The organism is Silvibacterium dinghuense, from assembly GCF_004123295.1.
In the GTDB taxonomy this organism is placed as follows: domain Bacteria; phylum Acidobacteriota; class Terriglobia; order Terriglobales; family Acidobacteriaceae; genus Silvibacterium; species Silvibacterium dinghuense.
Genome location: NZ_SDMK01000002.1, coordinates 1,172,229 through 1,191,396, shown reverse-complemented (window position 1 = coordinate 1,191,396; position 19,168 = coordinate 1,172,229). Strand labels below are relative to the sequence as shown.

16 protein-coding genes, 1 tRNA gene and 1 pseudogene are annotated in these 19,168 nt (G+C 53.0%); 3 read left to right on the top strand and 15 right to left on the bottom strand.

Features of this window, described 5'->3' with window-relative positions; translation table 11 throughout:
- The 10 genes and pseudogenes from ESZ00_RS20560 to ESZ00_RS14135 all read right to left on the bottom strand — a co-directional run.
- Window positions 1–170: pseudogene (locus ESZ00_RS20560) on the bottom strand (hypothetical protein); the annotation flags it as partial.
- 549 nt (window positions 171–719) lie between these two features.
- On the bottom strand, window positions 720–1,502 hold the full coding sequence (locus ESZ00_RS14175; RefSeq protein ID WP_129208889.1) for a glycosyltransferase: 783 nt from the start codon (window positions 1,500–1,502) through the stop codon (window positions 720–722).
- A 141-nt stretch (window positions 1,503–1,643) separates the two neighbouring features.
- Entirely contained in the window at window positions 1,644–2,405 is a 762-nt protein-coding gene (locus ESZ00_RS14170; protein WP_164981520.1) for a glycosyltransferase, read from the bottom strand.
- A complete protein-coding gene (locus ESZ00_RS14165) occupies window positions 2,386–3,348 on the bottom strand; it encodes a glycosyltransferase (RefSeq protein ID WP_129208887.1) in 963 nt (320 codons plus the stop codon). Before ESZ00_RS14165 ends, ESZ00_RS14170 begins: the two co-directional genes overlap by 20 nt.
- 2 nt (window positions 3,349–3,350) lie before the next feature.
- Window positions 3,351–4,340, bottom strand: a complete 990-nt coding sequence (locus tag ESZ00_RS14160; RefSeq protein ID WP_129208886.1) for a glycosyltransferase family 2 protein — start codon at window positions 4,338–4,340, stop codon at window positions 3,351–3,353.
- Between the two features lie 202 nt (window positions 4,341–4,542).
- Entirely contained in the window at window positions 4,543–5,901 is a 1,359-nt protein-coding gene (locus tag ESZ00_RS14155) for an O-antigen polymerase (protein ID WP_129208885.1), read from the bottom strand.
- A 33-nt stretch (window positions 5,902–5,934) separates the two neighbouring features.
- Window positions 5,935–7,026, bottom strand: a complete 1,092-nt coding sequence (gene glf, locus ESZ00_RS14150; protein WP_129208884.1) for a UDP-galactopyranose mutase — start codon at window positions 7,024–7,026, stop codon at window positions 5,935–5,937.
- A complete protein-coding gene (locus ESZ00_RS14145) occupies window positions 7,023–8,312 on the bottom strand; it encodes a flippase (protein ID WP_129208883.1) in 1,290 nt (429 codons plus the stop codon). The genes glf and ESZ00_RS14145 overlap by 4 nt, the downstream gene beginning before the upstream one ends.
- A 47-nt stretch (window positions 8,313–8,359) precedes the next feature.
- Complete coding sequence (locus tag ESZ00_RS14140) at window positions 8,360–9,589, bottom strand: GumC family protein (protein ID WP_129208882.1); 1,230 nt, start codon at window positions 9,587–9,589, stop codon at window positions 8,360–8,362.
- A 1,544-nt stretch (window positions 9,590–11,133) separates the two neighbouring features.
- A tRNA-Met gene (locus ESZ00_RS14135) sits at window positions 11,134–11,210 on the bottom strand.
- A 252-nt stretch (window positions 11,211–11,462) separates the two neighbouring features.
- Between ESZ00_RS14135 and ffh the strand changes: the two genes are divergently transcribed.
- From ffh to ESZ00_RS14120, 3 genes are read left to right on the top strand one after another with little or no spacing between them, the layout of a single operon-like run.
- Entirely contained in the window at window positions 11,463–12,845 is a 1,383-nt protein-coding gene (gene ffh, locus ESZ00_RS14130) for a signal recognition particle protein (RefSeq protein ID WP_129208881.1), read from the top strand.
- A 5-nt stretch (window positions 12,846–12,850) separates the two neighbouring features.
- Window positions 12,851–13,504: a peroxiredoxin-like family protein gene (locus ESZ00_RS14125; protein ID WP_129208880.1), complete on the top strand. Its 654-nt coding sequence runs from the start codon at window positions 12,851–12,853 to the stop codon at window positions 13,502–13,504.
- A gap of 38 nt (window positions 13,505–13,542) precedes the next feature.
- Window positions 13,543–13,815, top strand: coding sequence for a hypothetical protein (locus ESZ00_RS14120; RefSeq protein ID WP_129208879.1), 273 nt, complete (start codon window positions 13,543–13,545; stop codon window positions 13,813–13,815).
- A 72-nt stretch (window positions 13,816–13,887) separates the two neighbouring features.
- Here the strand turns inward: ESZ00_RS14120 and ESZ00_RS14115 are convergent, their stop codons facing one another.
- The 5 genes from ESZ00_RS14115 to ESZ00_RS14095 all read right to left on the bottom strand — a co-directional run bounded on the left by ESZ00_RS14115 (window position 13,888) and on the right by ESZ00_RS14095 (window position 19,129).
- Entirely contained in the window at window positions 13,888–15,477 is a 1,590-nt protein-coding gene (locus ESZ00_RS14115; protein ID WP_129208878.1) for an NAD(P)/FAD-dependent oxidoreductase, read from the bottom strand.
- A gap of 167 nt (window positions 15,478–15,644) precedes the next feature.
- Entirely contained in the window at window positions 15,645–16,850 is a 1,206-nt protein-coding gene (hpnI, locus tag ESZ00_RS14110; RefSeq protein WP_129208877.1) for a bacteriohopanetetrol glucosamine biosynthesis glycosyltransferase HpnI, read from the bottom strand.
- 119 nt (window positions 16,851–16,969) lie between these two features.
- Window positions 16,970–17,386 carry a MerR family transcriptional regulator gene (locus ESZ00_RS14105; RefSeq protein ID WP_129208876.1) on the bottom strand — a complete coding sequence of 139 codons (417 nt, stop codon included), beginning with the start codon at window positions 17,384–17,386 and terminating at the stop codon, window positions 16,970–16,972.
- Between the two features lie 9 nt (window positions 17,387–17,395).
- Window positions 17,396–17,866: a hypothetical protein gene (locus tag ESZ00_RS14100; RefSeq protein ID WP_129208875.1), complete on the bottom strand. Its 471-nt coding sequence runs from the start codon at window positions 17,864–17,866 to the stop codon at window positions 17,396–17,398.
- Between the two features lie 45 nt (window positions 17,867–17,911).
- Window positions 17,912–19,129, bottom strand: a complete 1,218-nt coding sequence (locus tag ESZ00_RS14095) for a DnaJ C-terminal domain-containing protein (RefSeq protein ID WP_129208874.1) — start codon at window positions 19,127–19,129, stop codon at window positions 17,912–17,914.
- Window positions 19,130–19,168 lie beyond the last annotated feature (39 nt).

The following is a 19,168-nucleotide window of genomic DNA, read 5'->3' as shown; positions in this document are numbered from 1 at the left end:
CAGGGACTGCTTCCTCCGCTTCCGTTAGGTTCTACGTAGCCGAAGTTCGCGGCCCCATCGGTGACTGTGGTGTCTGGTCCGCAGACTTGCATGCGATTCAGGACATTGAAGAACTCCATGCGCAACTCCATGTTGATCTTTGTGCCTGCATAGAATTTCTTAGCCAGAGCAAGATTTTCGTTGGTTGGCGGGTGGAGGAGAGAATCTGGAGTCGCGAAGGGCTAAAGGTACCGCAAAGGCAGAGGTCACGGGGAGGGCTGTCATTCAATGATGGATCGTAGGCTCGTGTGTGCAAATAATGTGTAGAGCTACGACTTCGTGAGCGCACAGATGCATGACGGTAGAACAGTGAGTGTCGTGAAGCTGATTGACGAGCACACATGCGAAGCACTTCTAGCCTGTGTAGAGAGAGGATGGTCGAGTGCGAAGATGATCGCAGCGCCGACCCGATACGATGGTGATGAAAGACTTGCAGGAGTATCTTCGCTCGGAGAGCGAGCCAGGGCTTGGCGCGTACGACTTGTGCACATGATTTGCTAATACAGAGCAAAAGAATATATGTGGAATTCGATTCTCTAGGGCAGAACCTTCACTGAGAGGGCTTTAATACGAAAAGGTAAGCTAGGTTGACAGATATCCAAGCGTAGACAAGCAGTAAAAACATTCTTAGATTTATACGCATTGCCAATAAGTATCAATTTATCGGATAACGCTGATATCTATTGTCGTTTGATTTTCTCGTATTGCGCGGCGATTGACTTGAGGCCTACTTTTGAATATTTTGCGATTTCACGATCAAGGTGGTCATATTGTTTTGCATAGAATGGGCCACAAGCATGCAGGCAAATGGCATCTTTAATAACCCCGCACTTGAGTTTTAATTTATTTTTAAAATTCCAAGTGATAAATCCATCTTCAGGATGCTTCATGCTAAGCGGAAACAGCTTGAATCTCAATCGAATTTTCGCAAAGTCGCGCTGTCGAAAGCATGAACACCATCCGCCTGCTGGGCCGAGCTGCATTGTCTTGCCATTTCGTGTCTCGTCTATATAAAGCTCGGGACCCGGCTTAGCACCGTTTGTGCGCTCATCTTGGACTACGTTCAATGCGAAATACCCATAATCTGGAAATAATTCCATGTATTCGAGAAAAGTTAAGTCGAAGTTTTTCGGGAACTGCAAGATATCATCGTCCACCGTGACGATGATATCTCCCTGGCTCTCCTTAAAGAGTTTCTTATAGGCATTGAGTCCTAGATTTTTTTTAGCATTGAATATCCTAAAACGGTCTTGTCCTTGATAAAGTTCAAGAACCTCGGTAGTTCTATCACTGGAATTGTTGTTCATTACCAAAATTTCGTAACTATGGCTCTTCGAGAGGCTTTCCGTGAGGGCCCGAAGGCAAATTTCAAGAAAAGCATGTCGATTCCAAGTCAAAATTACAAAGCTGAATTTCATGCCTCGAATCTTATCATCTTTGACTAATCTCGCAAGCTTCTTCAATATGCACCTACAGCAATGATCAGCTCAGATCGGGCTGCATCTGGCTGAAGACCTCTATGCTTTCTATTTCGAAGGAATTGTTCCCATACGCCATCATCTAGCACTGAGGCTGAGAGCTTATGGCCTAAAGACTAGGAGAGATTAGATGCGACGACAGAAGCTGAAAAGCGCCGCAAGCAAATCGATGCGAAGACGGCTCTTTCTATATGGATTATTTTGCTTTCTGCCAGTTGCGGTCCCACTATGCCGACGATATAAGATCAGTGGCCGATCAATGTATTCTATCGGGGTCTTGATCCAAGCACAGCGAACTCCTATCCACATATCGTGCAATACGTCATATTGGTGCGGAAAAGGAAGAATTTCGCGACGCAGTTCTGAGTGGAAGGCAAGCGTGCAGCCAACGTAACGGTTTTTCCAAAGGTTGCTCCAGAGTCCCGAACTGAAACCACCCCTGAGAGCGAGGAATGAGGGACCAAGCACCTGATCGTTTTCATCAATCAATGTGGCGTCGTGGGCTACCAGCATGAGTTTCGGATTTTCCAGGAATTTTCTGGTCACAGTTTGCACCTTATCCTGGGCCCACACATCATCTTGATCGGCCAAAATTATAATTGGCCTAGAAGCGAGACGGATGGCCTCTTCAAATGTGCGTACGACGCCTGTATTTTGCTGATGCTGGATAAGATGAATGCGCGCATCACGAAATGCCAGCACTCGCTCACAAGTGGAATCCGTGGACGCATCATCCACTACGATTACTTCATCCGCATCCGAAAGTTGATCCAAAATAGACTTTAACTGGGCTTCAATGAATTTTTCTCCGTTATAACTTGCCATGCATACTGAAACCGCCGGGCGCGAGAATTCTTGTGTATCCTGATTAACGATCTGGAGGGGCATAGAGTTCTGCATTAAATTTCTCCATATCATTTGTCCATTTTGCAATGCGTTGCTTTTTAGGGTGTAATAGTCTGTCCTTTAAGCAATCAAGAAGAAGATTTTGAAGCGAGATATCCACGCCTGCCCGCCGATTGCGCACCCAGCGCACGACTAAGCGCAGATTGTGCACCCATGAAGCAGAAAATCCTCTATACATGTCAATATAGGCTGCTTCCGCGTGCAGAAAATTTTGATAACGCGGATAATTGACCCTGTTCTTCACATCGAGGATGGAAAGCTCATGCTCGATCTGTATCTCACCATCTACGAAGACCCGTTTGTTGATTCTGAAAAATTGCGAATACAGCCATTCATCCAGAGCATCTAGCCAGAACAGATAGCTAAAGCCTCCTAGCTCAATCAGTATGCTTACCCGCAGCATGGCTGCTGAATTATAAGCATGAAGCTCTCTGGGGATAAAGCCTACGAATTTGCTTGGGATAGCAGATGCTCGCAGGAAACCGTGCGTATAAGGAGACAACTGGAGCCCACGATCCGCCAGTTGAGGAACGACAGCAGCCACACTGGTATTGCTGGCGAAGGATTGCGCAGCTTCTGTCATGCGCGAGAGATAATTCTGCGGCAGATGAGAGTCTTGGTCGAGAGTGATGAGCCAATCATAACCTTCGCTCTCAGCAATAGACAGGGCGAAGTTATATGCCCCAGATAATCCGCCATTCTTCGAAGCGGCCTTGTATTGCACATTTCCAGGAAGTTCAGTTGGGGAAATGGCCTGGGGCGTATTGTCAAAAAGAAGTACTTTAAGAAAAAGAGCGTCAGATGAAACTTCCCGCATTGCGGTCAAAAGGGTTTGGAGCGTTACACAGTCTTCAATCGTTTTTTTGTAAAGAACGATAACTGCAAAAATCCGTGCTGGCTTGTCTGGATTGTCGCGATCCTTCATCGCTACTCCCGGCCTTCCGGATTCATCTTTGCATTTATTATTTGAGTAGGGAATGAGTTATCAAAATGACTGATCAACCCATCCGTAAAACCGCGGATGAGAACATGCAAACGAGTCCAATAGTGGTCTCTCTCAAAGATCGTTGCCTTTATTGTTCGCCTAGCAATACGCGTGGTCGCCCAAAGAAAGGCGCCAAGCCAACCAAGCGGGGAATATGTTTTTACCACCCATGTGCTGTTTCGTTCACCGTAATACCGGAAGCAACTCGCCTTTAAGGTGTCTGGGGCTGCCGTAAGCATTAGGAATCTCTTCCTGGCCGGGATCGCTCGTGGAGAATTATGAACGATTACGCTATCAGGGATCAGCAACATTTGGCCGACATGATTAAGCCGGACGCAATATTCAAAGTCATCGCAATGAATATAAAAGTCTGAGCGCGGCAGCCCCTTTAGTTCGATAGCGCGCCTGCTAATCAGTAATCCGACGAAGGAAGAGAACTGAATATCCAGCGATTGCTTGTTTGCGTAGTCCGTTGGTGAGAGCGGCTTTACGAGATCGACAAATGGATTCCAAGTTATGTTTCCCAGGTGATAAATCTGAGGGGCGCCATCGGAGTCGACTTTTAGATTTGCCAACGCACTGATATCCTCTCGCGCAACAAATGGCATCATGCGTTCCAAGGCGTCTAGCTTGGGCTCTGCATCATCATCCATGATCCACAAATAATCGTAGCCATCGCGGACAGCTATCTCCATGCCGCTTCGGAAGCCGCCTGCACCGCCGAGATTTCGAGCTAATGGCACATAGCGGATGCGAGGGTTTTCGAGATACCCAAGCTCCTTAATGTACTGCTTCGTTCCATCCGTGCTTGCGTTGTCAATCACGTAAACCATCTTTGGGAGTCTGGTTTGTGACAGCAGCGCGTTCAGGCAGCTCCCGAGCAGAACCTTGCGGTTATAAGTTACTACGACAGCAGCGATTGTTTTTTCCATGTGCTCTCATTAACGAAATACTTCAACACGAAATGAAACCTTGATTCTATCCTTTAACCCTCGTACTGGTTATCTGGCCGAAAAATGAGTATCTACTTCAAACGCTTCCGTAAAAATGACCATTCGACATGTCGATCGGGCGGTACTCCATTTCCAATTCGCGGATAGAAATTGCCATGATAAAACTCCATGTTTATTTCCGTCACATTCTATCCGGTGGTAGGGGCAGATTTGCGATTCCATGCGGGGTTGCATTTCTGATACCTGAAGTGGCAAGTGCGAGCAGCTTAAAGAGATTTTCGTATGCAAGGAGTGCAGCCGTGGTGAGGATAAAGATGATCGTATTCATGCTGATCAACGTATTTGTGCCAAACCACATCAGAATCGTAAAAAAAATCATGGGGTATACAACGACGCCAATGCCCTTGTTTTGCTTGAAGCGTTTCCACATGTGACCGCTGAACACCCCGCAAAAAAACACTACAGCAGGGGTCCACCAACCGGCATCAATGAAAATGAAGCCAAAACAGCTGGCAAACGTATATTGCGACATCAATCCTGCCCCCAGAACAGCAGTGAAATCACTAAGCCATACATCTAGCTGATCTGGAAGGTTATACATGGCCTGAAAAGGGAACAGGTTATTAATGGTGCGATTCTGAAGAATGCCGTTGAACAAATGATCTCCGTTCCCGGCGTCAAGATAAGGAATTTGATGATGCACGATTGCGGCCATCCGGTTGTAGCCTGAGATGGTATAGCCGAAAAAGTTCCCCAGAAGCTCATCTGAAGAGGTTCCTCTTAACAAAGAGATCATCAAGAAGAGTGCCACCATGGTAGCCAGAGCCTTGGCTACAAGCTTGACTTCGCGAATATCCGTGCGACCTGAACGTATTCCATTCGCAATCCTGATCGTCATAATCCCAAGGATTAACGACATCAAATCATTGCGAGAAAATTTTATGAAAGCAATTGCAAATGAGATGGAGATATATCCTGCCAGGATCCGGCCGATAATTTTCTTATTTCGACCTTTCGGCACGGCCGAATAGGCATTTACTCCCCAGTATAATACTGCGAGCATTGCAGAACCAGCCGCAGCAATACCAGCTGGAAGCGCCACCTCGAACAAGTCTCCCTTGATATTCTCACCGGCCCCAGACAATAGCGCGATAATAATCTGCGGTTGCGCACGGAGTATCAGCAGAACACCTACCAGCCCAAAAGCTAATGTGGCAACTAACGGCGGCAGGATATATGGCACAGGGGGAATATGTGCGGGTATGGGGCTGCGACGCTGAAAGCGAACTTTCTTGTCAGCCAAGCGTACGCCGAGGACAAAGGCTATCGCGCAAGAGGCAAAAAGAAAGAAGCTGGACTGGTCAAGCCAGAGATAATCGGGCTCATCAAGCCCGATGGAGTAAATAGACGGAGGTAGAAGCCATGCACTAAAGAAGATGACGGAGGAAAGCAACGTGGCTCCATAAGGAGAAATCGCCCACTCGAGCAAATTGGTTTTCTCTTTGAAGGCAATGGGAGCGTGCTGTTGCATTTCTGTCATTTACTACTTCACCTTAGTCGGGCCAGAGGCGCTTCATCGTAGGGAGTTTTTCATGAGATTCAAGGCAGCTGCTACAACTTGATCCATATTGTAGTAACGGTATTCTGCGAGCCTTCCTATGAAATGTACATGCTTATCCGCGGCGGCAAGTTGCTTGTACTGCTCATACCGCGCCTGGTTCTCCGGCGTAGGAATTGGATAATATGGATCACCCTGGCTCTGCGGATACTCTCGAACAATCGATGTCCCCGCATGCTTTTGACCTGTCAGATGCTTGAACTCAGTAATTCGTGTGAAGTCGTGATCATTCGGGTAATTGACCGTTCCAACCTGCTGAAAATACTTCGTACCGGGAAGATGCTCGTGCTCAAAACGCAGGGACCTATAGGGCAATAAACCAAAACGGAAATTGTAAAATTCATCGATCTGGCCGCTATAGTAAATCTCCGCTGCCTGCATGCGGCTTGCAACTTGTTGGAAGCTGGTTCCTAGTTCGAGCGTGATGTTGGGGTGGTTGAGCATATTCTGGAACATGCTGGTATACCCCTCGGCAGGCATCTTCTGAAAGGTATCCGTGAAGTATCGGTCGTCGTCATTGGTGCGTACCGGGATGCGACCAGCAACAGTAGCGCTGAGTTGCGAGAGCTCGAGTCCCCATTGCTTGCGCGTATAGTTACGGAAGAAGCGATCACATAGATCGCGCCCTATACTGCTCAAAACTAAGTCTTCGCTATTTTCGATTCGGTCTCGTTTTTCGCGGACGCTTTTCAGGAAAGCAGCAATGCCGGCTTCGTCGAGAGAAAGACCATAAAGCGAGTTGATGGTTGTGCGATTGATCGGCATGGGATAGAGCTTTCCATCCGTGGATGAGAGTACTCGGTGCTCATACGGACGCCAGTCTGTAAAGCGCGAAAGGTACTCGACTATATGCGGTGCATTCGTATGGAAGATATGAGGTCCATATTGATGGACGAGGACTCCTGCGGCATCTTGCTTGTCGAAAGCATTGCCTGCAATATGTTCGCGACGATCAATGACCAGTACGGATTTGCCGGACGAAGCAAGGCGCTCTGCAACGACACAGCCAGCAAATCCCGCTCCCACAACTAATACATCAAGCTTCATCCAGCAAACTCCGAACGAAATAAATGAATATTCTTGCGTTGCAAAAAAAGTACCATTGCCAACGTGACGTAGGCCTCTGTGAGGAGTACCGAAATGCTGGCGCCCCTCGCTCCGAGAAAATGAATCAAGGGGATGCCGAAAGCAAGGTTTACCAGTCCGGAAATGATCAAAATGCGGCTGAATGGGCGATCAAAACCTAAAGGCAGCATAGTTTGTATCCCAAGCACGTTGCTAACGCCGATCAAGAAGGGCAGAAATGCGATCAACCTTATCACTACGATGCTTGCTTCGGCAGTACCCTTTCCGAAGAGCAGGGTTGCAAGTGGCCTTGCAAAGAGCAGCAAGAAGGTAGAGGCCAGGAATGTAAAGCCTGCCACTCCACGCAGGAGCTTTGTCAACATCTCGAGCGCTCGCTCGTGAGACTGCACCAGAAGCGCGTTGACATGCGGGAAAAGCGCCTGCATAGCGGGCGAGATGAGGCCGCTCATGGCGCGCACAATTTTTTCTGCCACACTGAAATATCCCGCCTGAATGTTGCCAGCGATCAGTCCGACCAAGACCAGATTTGTGTTTGTGTAAAGGCTGATGGCGGCCGAAGAAACAAACAGATGCCAGCCATCTCTTAGTGTCGTGCGCAGGGATGATATCGCAGGCAGCACAAATGACCCACCTATTTCGTGCAAAGCGATTACGAAGCCTAGCGCGCCGGCAACTAATACTCCACCGGATTGGAAGATGACTGCCAGTACGCCATCTTGCGGGTGGCGTACCCAGACAAAGAGCGCCAGCGCGGAGAGAATCTTGGCAATTCCTGTACAGGCAGAGATGTATTTCATTTTTTCTATGCCCTGAAAATACCATTGCGGGAACAAGACATTTCCCAGTACTGCCAAATATGCCCACAAAAAGTAAGGATAGTCGTGGTGTAATCGCGGCACCATCAGAATCAACGCGCCCAGGATGAACATTCCTGCGACAAGGAATCCGAACTTTAAAATGTAGACTTGCCAGAACATGTCGCTGATGTCCTGTGAGGAATCTCTGTGCTTTGCGATGTAGCGTGTAGCGGAAAAGTTAAATCCGTAATCGGTGAAGATGACAAAGTACTGCGCAAAGGCCTGACTGAAAGCGACCAGTCCGTACATCTCGACGCCCAGCATGCGGATCAGGTATGGCAAGACGGCCATCGGTATGAAATAGTTCAAACCTTGCAGCATGTAGAGCGAGAAGATGTTTTCAAGCAGGCGCCTGCGGCTCGATGGCCGATTTGTGAGGATGGAACTCATTTATGCATACCAGCTAAGAGGAAGATCTCGATTTCTAACTCAAAAAGTTATTTGCGTTTCGAGAGGCTTAGCGCATTGAACAACAAATCCAGTTGCATCCGTCGCGTGGCATTTGCTGAATGTATAGCTGCCTGCACAAGCGCAAACAGTGAGCTGATGATTGCGCCGGCCAGGAAAGTCAGAACAACGATCATGGAGCGGGATGGTGCAGACTTCTTGTCCGGTGGAACTGCAGAGTCGGCTACTTGAATCAGCGCGCCTTCACGTGCCTCGTCAAGCTTCGCAACTTCAAGCTGTCGGGCAAGTAGTTCGAAGATGGTTTCATAGTATTTGACATCCCGATATTTGCGAATGTATTCCATTCCCGCCTGAGGAACTTTCCCCTGGGGAATGATCAAGCCACCACCTGCATCTGCTTGAGAGCCGCCCAGTTTAGCGAGTTGCTCCTGCAGTGCCTCTAATTCGTTCGTGGCTGTAATCACCGCAGGATTGTTCTCTGTCCCATATGCGCGCAAACCCTGAAGCTGCACTTGTTTAGCTGTGATCTGAGCTCGCAAAGCAGCAGCTGACTCAATCAATGCCTTCGCTTGACTATCAACCTGCAATATGCCGGTAGACTGCTCTGTATTCTTGAGCGCAACCTCCGCATTTGCCAGGTTGTTTTTTGCATCCTCGAACTGCTGCTGGAAAAATTTGCGTCTTTGTGCTGCTTCTGTAATGGCAAGATTGGCTGATAGGTTCCTGAACTCTGCCACATATCCATTTGCGATAGTCGCTGCGATCTTGGGGTCGCGATCGGTCACTGCAATACGTATCAACCCATCCTTCACGCCCAGCGAAATTACGGCATGGCTCTCCAGCACCTTTCGCGCATCGACCTCGTGCTTTACTTTATACCGGGCCATCAATCCGAATTGCTGGATTACCGCATCTTCGACGGTGCGAGTATGCAGTAGGGAAACATACAATTCTCCCGGATTTTTCAGGCTTAGTGAGCCGCCGGCAAGTGAGGCCAGCGAAGAAGCTCCAACCTGGTTGGTCAGAGTCGTTGCCATTGAGGAGTTCTGGCTGGGAGGCAGTAGCAATGTCTCAGCGGTATATTGATTAGGCAGGAGCAAAGCAATTACGGTGCCCACCGAAGCAGCCGCAAAAGCAGTACCCAAGATGAGCCGCTTGCGTCGCGCTATCACTATGAGGACATCGATCAAGGATACATCTCGCTCTTCACGGTATTGGGTGGCCGTCGACAGGATTTGATAATCTTCAGATTGTTTCACGTGGCTGTCTTTAGGCTCCCATTGTCCTGAAATCGGTATCGTGTCCCTACCTTAAATAGCCGTTCACAGCATATCTCATTGCTTAGACGATAAAATGTTGTTTCGTGGTACAGGGTACAGGCGGAATAGGTAAATGCCCAATATGGCTCATTCCTGAGAGCGGAAAGCGCTTATTCTCTTCCTTCGCCTTAAGCCAAATACAGGGTCAACCACAGGTTCAAATTCAGTGTCGGCTCTACTTGTGACTTCCCCGATGTTTTGTGCCAGAGAGATTGCTCATGTAGCGTATCGATTAATGGAGGCTGGAGAAGCGACTACCTCCCCTCGGCTGCCCAGCGGGCATAGCCATGTTCCTAGTGCCGACCGCCTATAGCCCAATGATAATGTGTTGCACGTTTGTGCCAGCGTTCAGCCAACACGCGCAGCTCTTTGGGCAAGTAGTAGAAGATACCCATTTATGAACTCATCGTGTGCCTTGGCGTTGAGGCTCTTGCAGCAACCATTCTCCAACGGAGAGTTGAGTTCGAAATACATTGTTTTCACTCCAGCCTTAGCAAGCCATTTGTGCAGGTCGTGCGTGACGAATTCTGGTCCGCTGCCAAGTGAAGATGTTCCGGCAAGCCTTTCTTACTATCGTTTTGGACAGGGATGCGATTACCTTTAACACTCGACCATCTTCTCTCCACGTGCACTACAAGCGCTTCGCATGTATATCTCCAAGCTCCTCACGGCGCCGGCGGTAATATGTCTGCTCTATGATCGATGACTCCTTGCGCGCCTGTACCCTCGTTTTCCCACTCGCGATCGCTACTTTAATCTGACGCAACAGGTTCTCGACTCGCTCCGCCGTGTGCCGCGCACTGTATTTAGTCTTTATTGCTCAAGCGGATGCGAATTTAGCCAGTCAGATTAGAGGCCTGAAGCTGAAACCGGGCTGCGTGCGGCGAACTTGCAGGGCTGGCTGGTATCGACAGGGAAAGTCTGACCCTCAATCAATCAGTCCATTCGGCTTGGTTAGGAACAGACTCTAAAGACAGATAATACGGTTCAGACTCTGGCGCCATTACCGCAATTGGTCGTTGCTGTGCGAGTCGGTCGCAAAGTGGACCTGCCAAAGATCATGAATACGTATTTACTTCGCAGATGGGAATGCCGAGGGATATGGAGTTTTACTGTGAATGCGAGACGCGACCACTCCTGTGGTCCCTTGAAATCTATGGGGCTGACTTCTATGCCTGCAGGCATTTCGATATCTCGTTGCTAGATATCCTACGGGGTTCAAGGCAGACCATTTAGGAGTGGTTAGGCCATGCGTTCACTGGCTCGTTCACGCTGGATGCATACGGGAATGGGACAGGAGCCTCAAAGCGTCTGATTGGGCTGAGGAATCTGTTTTGAAATCTGTAGAGAAATAGAAATACACTCGGCAGAATGAGTGTGAAGCTGGCAGGCAAGTGGCCACCTTGAACCATCAAGTGCTATTAACGAATTAATGGTCTAAGAACTTTAACCTCTTAAGCTTCTGACCCTATTGCATCTTTATTTGGTTGCGGGGGCAGGATTTGAACCTGCGACCTTTGGGTTATGAGCCCAACGAGCTACCGGACTGCTCCACCCCGCAACTTGATAGTAACAATTGGGGGTACTCTGGTCAAACTGCCTCATCGCAGCTCGCTATGCGTTCTTGCGGAGATTTCAATAAATGATGTTTTCTCCAGTATCGATAGGGGTTTTCGCGAAGAGGGCTTGCTTCTTCGGCTGATGAGCGTTGCACTGGAATGTCCCTCTTTTTCCACACCTGAGGCCTCAAATTGGCGGAACTCTGCTCCAGAATTCCCAGCTGCCATTGCACTGATAAACTGCTAGATGAGCCATGTTTGAGAATCTTTCTGAGAAGCTGCAGCGCGCATTCAAAAACCTGCGCGGCCAGGGCACCATCACCGAAGAAAACATCCAGGAGGCGCTGCGCGAAATTCGCGTCGCCCTGCTCGAAGCCGACGTCAACCTGAACGTCGTCAAGGAACTGATCGAGCACATTCGCGCCAAGGCTGTCGGCCAGGAAGTCATGACCGCGCTTTCACCCACCGAGCAGGTCATCAAGATCGTTCGTGACGAACTGGTCGCTTTGCTCGGCAAGGACACCGCGCGTTTCCAGTTCTCCTCGCGTCCGCCAACGGTCATCCTCATGGCCGGCTTGCAGGGTTCCGGTAAAACGACCACCTCCGGCAAGCTCGCTGCGTGGCTGCAGAAGGGCGGTCATCGCCCCATGCTCGTCTCGGTCGACGTCTATCGTCCGGCCGCGCGTGAGCAGCTCAAGGTGGTTGCGAACTCGATCAAGGCCAAGATCTACGAAGGCGATACCAAGGGCGAAGAGGCTGGCACGCCGCTTGTTGAGCGCCTTGCCAAGGAAGCGCGCCGCGAGGCTGTCATCAGCGGCTGCGACACGCTCATCGTCGATACTGCAGGCCGTCTGCACATCGATACCGATCTGATGGACGAGATGTCGATGCTCAAGTCGCTGCTCGCTCCGCAGGAGATCCTCTTTGTCGCCGACGCCATGACCGGCCAGGACGCAGTGCGTTCGGCCGAAGAGTTCCACAAGCGCCTCGCGCTTACCGGCGTAGTGCTCACCAAGATGGATGGCGATGCGCGCGGTGGTGCTGCGCTTTCTATCCGCCATGTCACCGGACAGCCGGTGAAGTTCATCGGCCTGGGTGAAAAGCCGGATGCTTTCGAGCCCTTCCATCCCGATCGTATCGTGAGCCGCATCCTCGGAATGGGCGACATCATGACGCTCATCGAGAAGGCCGAAGCCACGCTCGATAAGAAGAAGTCCGAAGAGTTCGCGAAGAAGGCGCTGAGCGGCGATGGCTTCTCGCTGGAAGACTTCCGCGACCAGTTGCGGCAGATCCGCAAGCTCGGTTCATTGCAGAGCATCATGAAGATGCTGCCCTCCGTCGGCCCATTCGCCGGCATGCAGCAGATGGCCGATCAGGTCGATGAAAAGCAGTTCACGCGCGTGGAGGCCATTATCAACTCCATGACGCAGCACGAGCGCAACAACCACGAGATCATCTCCGGCAGCCGCCGTAAGCGCATCGCCGCCGGTTCGGGTACTTCCGTACAGGAGGTGAACCAGCTTCTCCGCCAGTATGCGCAGATGCGCAAGATGTTCAAGAACGTGGGCAAGGGCGGCATGCTGCAGCGCCGCGCTATGGGCATGCTCGGTGGCATGCGTGGCGGAATGGGCAGGTAGCCGAAATGCCCCATCTTCAGGACCAGCTCGACGAAATCACTGCCAATACGCGTACTCTTGTGCAGCCGGAGCGGCTGGCCATCGGTGAGCGTGCCGTAGAAGAGCTGTTTGCTACCGGGATCGAGCAGAAGATTCTCGGCGTGGGTGCCAAGATCCCCGAGTTTGCACTGCCTGATGCCAATGGCCGCCGCGTAAATTCCTCGGACCTGCTTGCACTTGGTCCCTTGGTCGTCAACTTCTTTCGTGGACGCTGGTGCCCATACTGTGTCACGGAGCTCGAAGTGTGGCGCGATCTTTATCCCATTGTGCGCGAGCGCGGTGGTTTGCTGGTTGCGATTTCTCCGCAAACGACGCGGCAGAGCGATTTCACGCAGGGTCAGCACAACATTCCTTTCCCGCTCTTGCGGGATGAGGAGTGTCGTGTGGCTGAGCAGTTTGGTATTGCCTATACCGTTCCGGACTTTCAGCGTCAGTATTACCGCAGCGTCCTGGTGAACATCCCCTTCGTGAATGGGGAAGAGAGCTGGCGTCTGCCGCTGCCCGCAACCTATGTTATCGATATGGATGGCACCGTGCTCTATGCCGAAGCGCATGCCGACTATCGCGTGCGGCCTGAGCCCGAAGACGTGCTCGCGCATCTGCCGGTCCGTGCGCACTAGCTAAAGGGTTGGTTCTTATCTCATTTCGCGGAGGCGCGATGAAGAAGCTGCTGTGGCTGGCTGTGCGAGTGCTGGTGGTGGCTTTCATTGGGGCCTACATCGTCGACTTTGCTGTGTTCCATCTTCAGTCCGCACGCGGCCGCGGTTATGATTCTGTCGACGTCAAGCAATTCCTCGCCACGCCCCTCAAGGGCAACAAGGCCGAGTATGACTATATGGGGACGCAGCCAACACAGTGCGCCAGAGCAATCTTTCCGCATGGCGTTACACCATGCTGGTGGCTACGCCGGCATGCCTCGCAGTGGGAGTGATCTCGTTTCCATCTAAGAGAAAAGCCTGCGCGTGAGCGCAGGCTTTTCTGAAGCAGGGAAGAGACGCAGGGGTTACTGCTTCTCTGAGCCGTTCTTCTCCTCGTGATACTCCTGCTCGGTGTTGATCTTCCATAGCGGGTCTTTATCGAAATTCCCTGCGGTGATGTTATCCACGGCAGTCATCGCCGTCAGCATGGAGTGATCCTGGTTGTTGTACTTATGCATGCCGTTGCGGCCTACCAGGAAGAGATTCTCGAATTTCGAAGTGTATTCGATAATCTCTTCGAACCGATCATAGGTTCCGAAGTATGCGGGATAGGTCTTCGGAACACGCACGACATGCGCGTCAAGTACATCCCCAGTCTTCAGGATGCCGATCTTCTCCACTTCGGCGATTGCGAAACGCGCGATCTCATCGTTTTGCATATGCCACATCGGATCGGTGTCGTAGCAGAAATACTCGAGCCCGATCCAGACCTTTGTCGGATCGGCGACCATGTATGGGCTCCAGTTATTGAAGATCTGGAGCCTTCCTACCGTCACATCCGGCTCCTGGATATAGATCCAGGTGTCCTTGAGTGGTGATCCATCCGGCTCAGTGACAGTTAACTTGTTCACCAGCAGGCCCACGGTGATGAAGTCACGATAGATGAGCCCTTCGGCCACTTCTTTCACATTCGCCGGGATCGGCGCGTCCAGGCAGTGAATCAGCTCGCGGATCGGCATGGTCGAGAAGACGAAGTCGGCGCGAATGATCTCGGTCTCACCGCTTTCATAGCGAACCTCGACGGAGGTCACGCGGTTGCCATCGGTGAAGAGCCGCTCGGCGCGAGTGTTCATGCGTACCTCGCCCCCCATGCGGACGACCTCATCCGCGACGTGCTCCCACAACTGGCCAGGTCCAAGCTTGGGATAGAGAAATTTCTCGATCAGCGATGTCTCGGTGTCTTTCTGCGCGATATCGCTCGACTTCTTTTTGCGGCTGAAGGCCTTCTTGAGGAAGTGCATGACAGCCGTGCGAAGCGAGAGTCCCTTGATGCGCTGTGCGCCCCAGGCCGCGCTGATCTGGTCGCATGGCACGCCCCATACCTTCTCGGTGTAGGACTGGAAGAAGGTCTTGTAGAGCTCTTTGCCGAAGCGGTTGATCAGGAAGTCTTCGAGCGTTTTCTCTTCCTTGCGCGGAAATATGCGCGCCAGCAGATAGCTGATACCGATCTTGATGGTGCGCACTGGTCCGAGCCGCGCCAGTGTGCCTGCGCTCAGGGTGATCGGGTAATCGAAGAAGCCGCGGAGGAAATAAATGCGGCTCTTGCGCGGACGCACAAGCATGACCAGCTCTTCGTCCTCGCTGGCTGTGCGGGCATTTACGGTGCTGGTGCGATTCTGGTAGCTGACCGTGTGTGCGCCGTCACCGCTCTCGTCCGAGACGATCGGCATCAGTTCGGTCCACCAGTCCATCACGCGGTCCACCTTCGAGAAGAAGCGGTGTCCGCCAATATCCATGCGGTTGCCCTTGTATTCGATCGTGCAGGAGATGCCGCCGATACGATGGCTGGCCTCAAGCACGATGGGGCGAATGTCGCTGCGGCGAAGGAACTCGAGCGCTGCGGTGAGCCCGGCGGGCCCGGCTCCGATGATGACTGCAGTTCTGCCGGTGCTCATCGGGTGGCACTCGCGGCAGGTTGGACGTGCAGGGAAGCGGCGAGGCAGAGAAAAGACACGCCGCGGGTTTTCTGTTTCCGATACATGTGTAAATCCGTGCTTGCCAAGGTCAACGACAGGCCATCAGCCTGCCGGATCGGCGGTTGCGAAGCAGGGCGTTGGCCCGCTCAGGAGGTGAACGCCGGAGCGCTCTTCGAGTCGTCCTCGGCTTCGGCGGGAAGCATGAGGCCATCGGTAGTCAAAATGTAATTCTGATTTCTCCAGACGATCGTGCTGCCCGCATAGCTCGCGGCCCAGTAGAAAAATCCAAGAAGATCACGCAGAGGGAAGAGGGCGGCTGTCTGGAGCCAGTTCTTTTCCTGGACAACGTTGCGGCTGATCACAGCTGCCAGCAGTGCACGGCTAAGGACACTGAAGCCCAACAGGCCAAATGCGAAATGTGGCAGATGATCGAGGAGTGCAGCGACGAAGCCAAGAATGCCGAACGGCACGCTGAAGGTGAGGCAGGTGCCGAAGTGTCCCTTGGGCCGTGAAAAGCGCGTGGACTTCATCCAGCGGATCTGGTGCTTCTGGGAATCGACGAAATCCTCGTTCAGTACGATGTGATCGATGATGTGCGTGGAGAGCACCACGGTATGACCGTTATTGTGAATCCGGTTGCCCAGCACAAAATCGTCGGCGCAATACGAACCGAGTGAGCCGAAGCCGCCCATCTCCTGAACGCAGCTGCGGCGTGCGGCCATGGTGGGGCCAAGGGTAAACTGCGTGCCTTCCAGCATGTCGGCCACGAGCACTCCGGCCGTCATCTCCACGGACATACCCGCGCCTTCGAGCTTCGACCAGAGTCCATTGCTGCCGACGCCACGATAGAGGCACGTAACGGCGCCGACTTTTGAGTCGGCGAAGGGAGCAGCAACTTCGCGCAGGTAATTCGGAGTCACGCGGACATCGCTGTCGCTGACGATAAAGATGTCATAGGCTGCGGCACGCTCCATCAATTCCAGCGTGCAGACCTTGGCATTGATATGCCACGGTTCGCCGGTGAGCACATATTTCACGGGAATATGCGGATAACGGGCAGCGACGCGGCGTGCGGCTTCAAGTCCGGGATCGGTCGCGACACGGGCGCCGAAGAGAATCTCGTATTTCGGATAATCCTGCCGGAAAAAGCTCTCGAGATGCGCCTCGAGCTGGGGCTCGTCTCCGTGAAGCGGCTTAAAAAGTGAGACCGGCGCAGAGAAGGATGGAGAATCAGCGCGAAGAGCATCGCGACGGCGCCGCACAAAACGTCCGGCGGCGCGAAAAACCAGAATGCTGAACACTGTGGAGCTCAGCAGGCCCAAAAGGCTGAGGCCAAGCAAAAGTTTCATCATGGGGCGGCTAGGATGCCTGGGTTATCTGTAAAGACTACGTGTACCGAGCACCATATTAGACTAGCGCAGCGCTGGGAAAGTTGCGCTAACGATATCGTAATCGCTTCGAAAAACGGGACTTATCGGCGTGCTTTTGGCTTGGGGGTAGCTGGCTTAGGCGAGACGACCACAGGACGGCGCAGCGGCACGATGGCTGAGGCCGCCGGCTGCCCCATCCCCTGCATCCGCGACACCATCTCCGACCGCACGTAGTCCACAAATCCCTGCATCTGCCGGTTCATCTCCTCCATGCGCTCACGCATCTGGAGAATGATGGCAATGCCTGCAATATTCACGCCCAGGTCGCGCGCAAGGTTAAGGATGAACTCGAGGCGCTCCAGGTCCTCATCTGTGTACATGCGTGTATTGCCGTCGCTGCGTGAGGGCTTCAGCAGGCCTTCGCGCTCGTAAAGCCGCAGCGTCTGGGGATGAATGCCATACATCTCGGCGACGGCCGAGATCATATAGGCGCCTTTAGATTTTCGCTTTGTCGGCATGGCAGTTCCTCAGAAAGTAAAGAGCTGGGCCACCGCCGGTTGCGTCCGAATCGATCCGAATCGCACCACGCGGGGGAAGAAGCCAAAAAACTGGCCTCCGGTGATCTTATATGGGACAAACGCCTTGATCACATAGCCCTTGCGGTGCTCGATCTCTACCATGATGGCATCACAATAGCCCTCGCTCGAGGGCTGCGCCATGGTCACATTCGAGGCCAGGGCCGCGCCCGGCAGCTTGCCGCGCTGTGCCCGCTCGGTCAGCTGCTGGCGCAACAGATCGTGCAGCAACGCAGCATCGGCAGGCATCTGATGCTGTGCGATGGGCTCCATGACCGCCTGGCCGTCTTCATTTAATCGGAAGCCGAATGGTCCGAACTCTCCGTACTTGCGCAGCATCCGCTTGCCGTAGGAGACGGAGGCATTCAGAAGTTCATTGGCGTCGTCGCGTACGATCTCATCCTGTGCCGCCATCTCTGTCATTGTCTGCCGCTGTCTCCCTCGGTTGTTGCTGTCTCAGCGTTTGGCTTAGACCTTCGCCCAGATCGCTTCGCGCGGGTCTTCCGGATTCAGTTTGGCCAGCTCGCGCAGGATCTCCTTCGAGCGCTCATCCTGCACCTTGGGGACTGTCACCTCGATGGTGACAATCTGGTTGCCGCGCACGCCGGCGTGTGCGGCCGAGGGAACGCCGCGCTCGGCCATGCGTAATTTCTGGCCGCTCTGCGTGCCCGGGGGGACCTTCAGCAAGGCCCGGCCGTCGATGGTCGGCACCTCGATCTTCGCCCCCAGAGCTGCCTCTGAAACCGTCACCGGTACGGTGACGTGGATATCGTCGCCCTGCCGTGTGAAGACCGGGTTCGTGCCCACGCGAATGTTCAGGTAGAGATCGCCGGGTGCTCCGCCGTTCACACCCGCATTGCCCTTGCCGGCTAGGCGAATGCGTTGGCCGTCGCGGGTTCCCGGCTTGATACGGAACTCGATCGTCTCGGTGCGTGTCACCGTGCCCTGACCGTGGCAGGTATGGCAGGCATTGCGTACCTTGCCCGATCCGCCGCAGCGCGGGCATTGGATATTGAACTTCATCCGACCGCCCATCTGCGTCACCTGGCCGGAGCCATGGCATTCGGGGCAGGTATGTGCGCCGCCGGTTGAAGCCTTGCCTTTACACGTGGGGCAGATCTCCTGCCGCTGTACCTGCAGCTTCGTCGTGCCGCCGCGGATCGCCGTCCAGAAGTCGACCTGCACCTGATACTCCAGGTCAGTGCCGCCCTGCGGACCCTCCTGGGCTCTTCCCCCCTGGCCCTGGTTGAAGATGCCGGAGAAAATATCCTTGAACCCGCCCCAGCTCGAGCCTCCTGGCTGCTGGCCGGCTGCCCCGGCGTGCTGCGCGTTTTCGAAGCCGGAGAAATCGAAGCCTCCGAAGTCGAATGGCACTTCCTGCGCGCCGCCGCGGCCTGGGCCGCCAGGGCCGTAACCGCCGCGTGCCGCAGCCTCGGCCGCAGCCGGGTCGATCTGGTCCGAGTAGAAGCCGAACTGGTCGAAAATCTTGCGCTTCTTCTCGTCGCTCAGGATGTCGTTGGCTTCGGAGATTTCCTTGAACTTCTCCTCGGCCTTTTTGTCGCCCGGGTTCACATCCGGGTGGTATTTGCGCGCAAGCTTGCGAAAGGCCTTGCGGATCTCATCCGCGGTGGCCGCCTTCTTGACGCCAAGAATGGCGTAATAATCCTTGTTTTGAGTCGATGGCATCGTTGGTCAGCTCTTCTCAAACTTTCCGGCAGGCCGGCT